The organism is Cytobacillus oceanisediminis (assembly GCF_003182355.1).
GTDB lineage: Bacteria > Bacillota > Bacilli > Bacillales > Cytobacillaceae > Cytobacillus > Cytobacillus oceanisediminis_A.
In genome coordinates, this window is the sequence record NZ_QGTW01000010.1 from 209849 (window position 1) to 218479 (window position 8631).

Genomic DNA, 8631 nt, shown 5'->3' on the forward strand with positions numbered 1-8631 from the left:
ACTATTTAAGATTAGCTATCTTTTCAGTGGCTTCTTTATTAACTAAAAATAATGGGTTGGATAATATGATATCTAGTATTATTTCACAAAATAATTTTTATGAATGGAGTTGACAAGAGATAATTAGGGCAATTTTATTTGATTTAGACGGGACTTTATTAGATCGAGATAAATCTGTAAAAAAGTTTATTGACAATCAATATGAGCGATTTAGCAAATGGGTAGGTCACATACCAAAAGAATTATTTATTTCACGATTCATAGAACTAGATAATCGGGGATATGTTTGGAAAGACAAAGTATACCAACAATTAATCAATGAATTTGGTATTACTGAATTAACCTGGGAAGGATTACTTGAAGATTACAAAAACCAATTTAGAAATCATTGTGTCCCTTTTCCAAACTTAATAAGTATGTTAGATGAATTAAAAAGCAACAATCTTATTTTGGGGATAGTTACAAATGGTAAAGGTCAGTTTCAAATGGATAATATAACGGCATTGGGTATAGAGGAGTATTTTGAATCGATTCTAATATCTGAATGGGAGGGATTAAAAAAGCCTGACCCTGAAATATTTAAGAGATCCATAGAACAACTTAAAGTATCTCCTAGTGAATCAATATTTATTGGCGATCATCCAGAAAATGATGTAAAAGCTGCCCGCAAAGTAGGAATGAAAGGAATCTGGAAAAGGGATTTTCAATGGGGCAATGTCGAAGCAGATATCATTATTGATGGTCTGGAAGAAATCCCATTAGTTATCCGAAGAATGTGAAAACAGTTAGAATCTTACAATAGGAGGGTTGCCACCCCTTTTTGCGTATCGATATAGAAGTTGGAATCGAATCTAGTCCAAAACCTGAAGTAGGATTGCTTCAACCTAAATAGAATTTTAACCTTGAGTGTGTATTTTTGGAGGGGAATAAATGACAATCCGAATGGATATATCTTTCACAATGCGTGGGGATTCATTCTCACCTGAATTATTAGAAAAGAAAACAGGATGGACACTATCTAGAAAAGATTTTGGTAGTGCAGATTTATGTCCACCAATAAGTCTATCTAACAGTAATGATGGAGAAGAATGTTTGAAGTGGATTGTAGAAGCAGTTCATAACTATATTAATACTGTTAAAGAATGTGGTGCTGAAGAAAGTTATTTAGACATAGCAGTGTACTATAAAGGACAGTGCAATATGGCATTCGAACCCGATTTGTTAAGGAGAATTTCGGAACTGAATGTTCCCTTTTTGATAAGCTGTTATGAAGATTAAACGAGGACTTATTAAACTAACGGGTCAGTTAAGTTGAATAAGGTACTGTTTAAGTATTCGAAAATGATATGGTAATATTAGGTATAATGAAATTGGTGGTGAGGATATATGGAACCTAAATGGCTTGAATGGGGGAAACAACTGCAATCTATTGCACAGGCAGGATTAACTTATTCGAAAGATGTATATGACTTGGAAAGGTTTGAATTGATAAGAAATATAAGCGTTGAAATATTGTCACAACAAGCAGATATAGACAAGACAGTAATAAAAGATTTGTTTGCTAATGAAACTGGTTATGCCACTCCGAAGGTAGATATCAGGTCTGTTGTATTTATGGACAATAAAATTTTAATGGTTAGAGAAAATACTGACGGAGATTGGTCTTTACCAGGCGGTTGGGGCGATATAGGATTAACTCCAAGTGAAGTTGCGGTCAAAGAAGTAAAAGAAGAATCAGGGTTTGATGTCAAAGTAATAAAATTGATAGGTGTACTTGATAAGAAGTGCCATCCCCATCCTCCTTCTCCATATCACGTTTATAAAATGTTTATCCAATGTGAAATCATTGGTGGGGAACCAAAAGAAGGAATTGAAACAAGTGCAGTTGAGTTTTTTGCTGAAAATCAACTACCACCATTATCGATAGCTAGAAATACGGAATCACAAATTCAATTGGTCTTTAAACATTTACATAATCCACAAGAACCTGTCTATTTGGATTGATTTTTATACTGTTTTTAACTAACGTGGCGATTGTTCTATATGGACAGTCGCTTCTTGTGCTATCGGGGCAGTTTAAGGATAGTTGTAATTGACTTGGACAAAATATACCTAAATATAATTTAGGGTGATGAAAAATGTACAAAAGGTCTTCTCTTTTATTGCTTATGTTCATTATCATATTTTGTGGAATAAATAACGTAAACGTATTTGCCAAATCAAAAGGAGAAGGAAAACCACCTAAAAGCGTTTGTGTAGAAGAATTTGAAAAAGAATGGAAAAAATTTGATAATGTAGTGCTAAAAGATATTGTTAAGAGCTATAAATTAGATTTATCAGGATATCAAGAATTTAAGCACAGTGATTTAAATTTAAAAGTAGGGGATAACCTTAATGACCATTCTGACAAAATTTCCTTACAGCATTTATTTGTAGGTTATAGTATTGGTTCAATGAGATTGTTCTTAGAAAATGGTTTAGAAGGTACAAAGGGATATTTTCTTTATAAAAGAAACGATGGAAACAATATACTAAAGGAATTACATAAAAAGGGAGAAGTTTGGGTTGTTATGTCAGTATATGAAAAGAAAGCGGTTAGGTTTTATTTAAAACCTTTTAATTGGAATAAATGTACTGAAAATTGACAAATACCGATATAAAAAAATTCTGTTATTCAACTAAAGGGTGCTTATATTGTAGTTCCAGCTGCTATTGATGCAGCTTTTATTATTGTGCTTACGGGGCGATAAATCAATAAAGAATACTAATGGAGTTTTAGTGAAGAATATGGAGAAAATATAAATATGGGGGTGAAGCTTGATGGTTAAACAATACTTATTCATATTAGGGTTTTTAGTATTTGCTTTTACTCCTATCCAAACTGCTAAAGCAGAAACGGTTCTAAAGGAAGTGGATTCTTATGTCACAACAGAGGATATTATTTCAGACCTTGTATTTCCAACTATTGATAAAAGAGTGATAAAAGAGTATGGGGGCGATACCCTTTTTGGCTGGAATTGGCAAAGAATCGTCGGTATAAATTACAATGACAATCATTCTTATGATGTAGCCGTAAGAATTCTAATCCCTTCCAAAAATCTTGATAATGATAAGGAAGATTTAGTTAAGGTAAGAATATCCCCATCCTGTAACAGTGAAAAGCTTAATAAGCTGAAATGTAATCATGGTTTTAAGATAGAAATATTAGATTACAAACATTTGTCTCAATAAGAAGAATATTTCTTTTGCTTACTAATGGGTGCGTTGATCCAAGAAGGATTAACGCCTATTTTTGTTGAAATCCTTATTTAGCTAACGGGGCAGGTTAGTTCAATAAAATAGTTAATATCGACTTCGACTAATTATAATTATAGTGTTAGTAAGGCTTGTAAAAGGAGAATATAAAATGCCTGTTATTGAGCATCAACAATTTATTAAAGCACCTGTTAAAATATGTTTTGACCTTGCAAGAAACGTGGAAATTCATACTCAAACGACCTCTAAAACAAAAGAAAGAGCTGTTGGTGGGGTGAGAGAAGGATTATTAGAACTGGGTGATACTGTTACCTGGGAAGCCATTCACTTCGGTATTAAACAAAGGTTGACGGCCAAAGTAACATTAATGGAAAAACCTCATAAGTTTGTAGATATTATGGTGAAGGGAGCTTTCCAGTCATTTATTCATACCCATCAATTTATCGAAGAAGCAGGCGGAACCACAATGATCGATAAATTTCAGTATAAATCACCATTCGGTCTAATTAGTGTTGTAGCCGATAAGTTGTTTTTGGAGAAGTATATGAGAGCATTTATTGTTTCTCGTGCAAAGGCACTGAAAAAGCTTGCTGAAAATATGGATTAACCTTCATAAACAAACGGGGCTTGAGTAGAGATCAAAACTGCCATTGCGGTAGCTTTTTCTTCTTCTACAAAAGGGCAGATTAGTGAAAGAACTGTGAAACATTTCTCATTCCTAATCGTAGAAAATTTAAGCAGCTACCTTGGAGGTTCCAAAGGGGGAAGTTTTATTAAAAAATTTGTTTCTTTAGTCTTTATTGTATTTGTGATATTAACCTTGATATTTACTTTATCTCCAGTAAATAAAGAAAATCCATTAGATAATAACTCAATCATAGAACTTCCTCTGGGTTCCTCCGAAGAAATAGATTTTTCATTCTTGAAAACACTATTGGAAGACAAACGCATAGTTTTCTTGGGAGAGAGTAGCCATGGGGTAGCTGAATTCAATGAAATTAAAGTTGATATGATAATGTACCTGCATAAAGAATTAGGGTTTGAAATAGTTGCCTTTGAGAGTAACTTAGGAGATGCTATTGCTGTTCAAAATAGCGTTAAAAAACTTGCTCCAAAGGAAATGTTAAGAGGAAGTTTGCCAGGTGTATGGGTAACCGAAGAAGTGCTGTCGCTGTTTCAATATATTAAAGAGACAAGTTTAACTGACTCTCCCCTTATATTATCTGGTGTTGATGTTCGTCCCACCCATTTCTTCAATACATGGTTTGAAGACTTGCTTAGTAAAATTGGGGATTCTTCCAAGAATGAATACAGAAAAATAGTTGAGCAATGTACCGCATTTAATCTGATGTACTCGGCTAAGCCAGCAAAGGAAAGAGAAGATTGTGCAGTCAGATATGATAATTTACTTTCGATTGTTAAAAAAAATGAGAATATGTTTACTAGAGAATTTCCAGATTTTCCTGAATTACTGTCACTTGTTGAATTAGAACTCAATACGAGAATTAGCTATGTTAGAAATTATCCAGATTCAGATGCACCTATTGAACAACAAGCTGACATGCGAGATCAAATGATGTCCACTGTTTTGAAATCCTTATTTGAAGATGTTTTTCCAAACAAGAAAATCATTGTGTGGGGACACAATGATCATATCCGTGATCAAAATTCAAAAGTCGATGTTGCATATGTTGATGGGTCTAAAACGATTATTTCTATGACTGAACGACTTCCTGAGACTATTAAAATGGATAGCTATATTATTGGATTATATATGGGATCAGGCAAAACGGCAGGAAATGACCGCACTGTTCATTCCGTCAATGAGGAAGATGGGATACAAAAAGATGGAACTCTTGAAAATATACTTAGTCGAGGGAATTACGATGCAGTTTTTGCTGAATTATCTCATGCTGAAAATAACCAAGAAAACAAATGGATGTTCCAGTCGTTAGAAGCTCTATCCTGGGGCTATCATCGTGAATACATACCTAATATACGTGAAAACTATGATGCGATAATCTATATTAAAGAGGTGAATCCCCCATTGTATTTAAAGTAATCAACATTAACTTGGGGAAAGATGGTTGTGAAAAAATGCACTTAAACTAACGGGTGCTTTAGTTGAAGAAGAATTAAGTAATTTTAGGATTGGGACCATATTTTAATTATTCCATTAAAGGGCGCAATAATTGAAGAACCGATGTGCTGTTCCGACAGCCCATTTTTCATTATCTTTCTTGAAGTATAGGTGCAGGTTAATTAAATATCAACTTAATATAAAATTGGTTATATATGTTAATAGGAAAGTAGAAATAGGGGGGAGAAGATGAAGAAAAAGTATTTGATTTTAATTAGTTCAATTATGTTACTTGGTGTACTATTTGGTTGTTCAACAAAAAAGGAACAGTTTAATGATGAAAATATTATTTTCAATGTTGTTAATACACAATCAACCCATGAGTTTAAATCTTATACGATAGAAATATCAAACAAAACTGGCTTTGATTTAACTCATCTTACGTTTAATTTAAGTTACCCAATAAAAACGTCAAATGGCTCAAAAGGTAATCCTTTTGTTGTTGAAGGAGAAGCAGATAACTCAACAAGACCAGTAAACCTTAAATCAGGAGAGACAACAAAATTTTCAATTTTTGCTCCTATAAATGAGGTGTTTTCCGATACAGATTTACTTGATTTTGAGAACCCACGTGTTGAATTAAAAGGTTATGTTAAAGAAGGAAATAACGAAATCCCTTTTGGAATGTCTGGTGGATTAAGTGTTTTTGTTGGCAATTACTAAAATTGGTTATTCAACAAACGGGCGCTTTTCTGAAATAAGGAAAGTGTCTTTCTTCATGAAAAGGGCCATTTAATAGAATAAGACTCACAAACAAAACTGGATATTTAAGTTAATATTGGTGTGAGAAAGTGAAGAAATGTACTTAAACTAAAGGGGCAGGTTAGCTTAGGAAGGGATACTTGTATATTTGTTGAATAAGTAAATTAAGGAATTTGAATCCAGGAGTGGATGAAAAATGTCTGATAAAAAACCTATTAATGATGCAATGGAGCATATGAGTAACATTGAGGGTTATCCAACCGATGTAGATTTAAAGAAATTGCCTAAACTGTTAAGGTATTTTGGATATTTCTTTATTTGCTTTTTTTCTATATCAATACTTTTCATAATTATAGCTAAGTTAATTTTGTAGTAATAAATGTTCTACCATTGGGCTGCTTTCAGGCGGCTTTTTTTAATTGAACAAACGGGGCAGGTTTGTTTAATAAGCGGAATATTTAATTTCGTATAGATTATTTTTAATATTACGAAACCTTCAGGGTGTTGTTCCGTATATATAGTGAAAAAGGAGATGTTAAAAAGTGAAAAAAAGTTTTTTGATTGGCATTTTACTAGCTTTTTTCCTTTTTCTCTTTGGTTTTTTTACAAATTTGGATGTGTTTATTTTGATTTCAGGCGGTATTGGATTAGGTTGCCTTTTAGTAGCAGGATTACTTTCGGGAGTTTTTATAAGTGGTGATAAAATCAGAGCTAATTTTGCTACTGAAACAAGTTCTGAAAGGCAAAAAAGGTACAATAGAATGCTTACTCTGGTTGCTGTTGGAGCACCCAATTTTTTAGTTGCTATCTTATTGACAATAATTTCTTAATAGTGTTGTTAATCAGAGCATTTCTAGACTCTATTAACTTATAACCCGTCGGCGTTGTGTGAGAGTTCAAGAGTACAGAAAGAATTTTTAAATACTTTACTTTCTAAGCTACCAGTTGCAAAGGGGTGAAAAGATGTATAAGAAAATATTGGCTTTCATAGTCCTAACATTTTTAGTTCTTGTCGGTTGTGCAGACGGTCAAGAGAAATTCCCAACGGCATCGATTACAAAAGAAATGGAAGAAGCACTGGGAACGGACATTGTTATTCCAAACTTGGACGGTTATCAAATTAATTATGCCGAAATTCAGAATCCACCAGTCTTTGAAGGTAAGCCACTTGGAGACAGACAAGTTGCTACAATCACTTATACAAAAAATAGGGGGAAACTTGTTAAATTAACGGATAAGCAAAAAGAAGCTATTGAAAATGCTAATGAAAGAAAAATATTGTTCGGAGAATTTAAAGGCGAGCGACTCGTTACTTTAGAGGTCAGTAATTACGAAGTGTTGCAGGCAGATTCTGAAACCAAAAAAATTGAAGGAATCCCAGTGGATTATTCTTTCAAGGAAAGTGAAGATGGCGGCAGGTTTGAATTCTTTGCAATTAATCTAGAGGGAGTTTCTTATGTCTTAACGGTAACTCCTTCTGACGATAATGACCCTTTGGAACTTGTTAAAAGTGTAGTCAGACAAATTAAACAGTAAACACTAGTTGGGATGAAATTAAGGTCATTCTTCTTCAACATAATGGAGCTTATGTTCAAGATCAGCTGCCAAACCAAGCGGCTTTTTTCTTGTAGAACAAAAGGGGCAGGTTAGTTGAACAAAAAAGATGGTTTTATGGTAGTATTTTGTAGAGTGATTTGTTTATGAGTTTAGGAATAAAAAGGAAAAGAAATTTTTAAAACATTTTAGATAATGAAAAATGAAATAACTTATTAAGTTGACGGGAAAGGCTTGTACAAAGGTCCAGTATACATCACAGGCTGTTTTTTGATTGAGCTAAAGGCTTAAGTTACTTCTTTATTTAGTTAAAAAGGTGGAGAACAATGGGATTTATATTAACTTTCTTTAGTATTTGGGTATGTAGCTTTTTAATAGCTCGATTATTAAGCACAGTTGGTGGTAAAGGGAGCCTCTTTAGTAAAACTAATTGGAAAAATGATTTTGTTATTTGTTTTGCTCAAGCTCTAATTATTACCATAATAATTGTGTTTTTCTTTGCTACTAATTCAAATAGTTAAAATGACAGTCTATTGGATTAGGTTCGTCGCTACTATCTCCACTAATTAATGAATAGTGGGGAGTAAGGAATATGTCTGATATGTTACCAAAATTATTTTTCGAACATTTTTCAAATACAAGTTTTATTGCTGAAAAGAATAGGGAAATTGAGACTTTCTAATTGGATTTCTATCCCAATCTCAACCTAATAAGTCGTATATTCACTTTGTTGGGGTTCATCCTGAATTGAGAAAAGATAATATTAAAATTTCCTAAACTAAAGAATGCTTATGTTCATGATCAGTTGCCGAGCCAGGCGGCTTTTTTTGTTCAACTAATGGGCCGCATCTCAGAATTAAGTTTGTGAAGAAGAGTACTTAAACAAACGGGTGCGTTACTTGAAGATCCAGCTGCCAATATAGGCGGCTTTTTTCTTTTGAACAAAGGGGCAGGTAGTTTAAAAAAGACAATTAAATTTC

11 protein-coding genes and 1 pseudogene are annotated in these 8631 nt (G+C 33.2%); all 12 read left to right on the forward strand.

Going from position 1 to position 8631, the window contains the following annotated elements; genetic code table 11:
- Positions 1-119: 119 nt before the first annotated feature.
- Positions 120-779, forward strand: coding sequence for an HAD family hydrolase (locus tag DFO73_RS18650; protein ID WP_110066215.1), 660 nt, complete (start codon positions 120-122; stop codon positions 777-779).
- A gap of 151 nt (positions 780-930) precedes the next feature.
- Positions 931-1278, forward strand: coding sequence for a hypothetical protein (locus tag DFO73_RS18655; RefSeq protein ID WP_110066216.1), 348 nt, complete (start codon positions 931-933; stop codon positions 1276-1278).
- 108 nt (positions 1279-1386) lie between these two features.
- Positions 1387-2004, forward strand: coding sequence for an NUDIX hydrolase (locus DFO73_RS18660; protein ID WP_110066217.1), 618 nt, complete (start codon positions 1387-1389; stop codon positions 2002-2004).
- Positions 2005-2138: 134 nt separating this feature from the next.
- Positions 2139-2645, forward strand: a complete 507-nt coding sequence (locus DFO73_RS18665; RefSeq protein ID WP_110066218.1) for a hypothetical protein — start codon at positions 2139-2141, stop codon at positions 2643-2645.
- 175 nt (positions 2646-2820) lie between these two features.
- Positions 2821-3231 (forward strand): hypothetical protein, encoded by a 411-nt coding sequence (locus DFO73_RS18670; RefSeq protein WP_110066219.1) that lies wholly within the window; start codon positions 2821-2823, stop codon positions 3229-3231.
- A gap of 175 nt (positions 3232-3406) precedes the next feature.
- Entirely contained in the window at positions 3407-3862 is a 456-nt protein-coding gene (locus DFO73_RS18675; RefSeq protein ID WP_110066220.1) for an SRPBCC family protein, read from the forward strand.
- 93 nt (positions 3863-3955) lie between these two features.
- Positions 3956-5317, forward strand: coding sequence for an erythromycin esterase family protein (locus DFO73_RS18680; RefSeq protein WP_110066221.1), 1362 nt, complete (start codon positions 3956-3958; stop codon positions 5315-5317).
- Positions 5318-5584: 267 nt separating this feature from the next.
- Entirely contained in the window at positions 5585-6058 is a 474-nt protein-coding gene (locus tag DFO73_RS18685) for a hypothetical protein (RefSeq protein WP_110066222.1), read from the forward strand.
- A gap of 581 nt (positions 6059-6639) precedes the next feature.
- A complete protein-coding gene (locus DFO73_RS18695) occupies positions 6640-6927 on the forward strand; it encodes a DUF5316 domain-containing protein (protein ID WP_110066224.1) in 288 nt (95 codons plus the stop codon).
- A gap of 133 nt (positions 6928-7060) precedes the next feature.
- Entirely contained in the window at positions 7061-7633 is a 573-nt protein-coding gene (locus DFO73_RS18700; RefSeq protein WP_110066225.1) for a hypothetical protein, read from the forward strand.
- Positions 7634-7977: 344 nt separating this feature from the next.
- Positions 7978-8172 carry a hypothetical protein gene (locus DFO73_RS18705; protein WP_110066226.1) on the forward strand — a complete coding sequence of 65 codons (195 nt, stop codon included), beginning with the start codon at positions 7978-7980 and terminating at the stop codon, positions 8170-8172.
- Positions 8173-8183: 11 nt separating this feature from the next.
- Positions 8184-8416, forward strand: a pseudogene (locus tag DFO73_RS29425) (GNAT family N-acetyltransferase); the annotation flags it as partial.
- Positions 8417-8631: the final 215 nt, after the last annotated feature.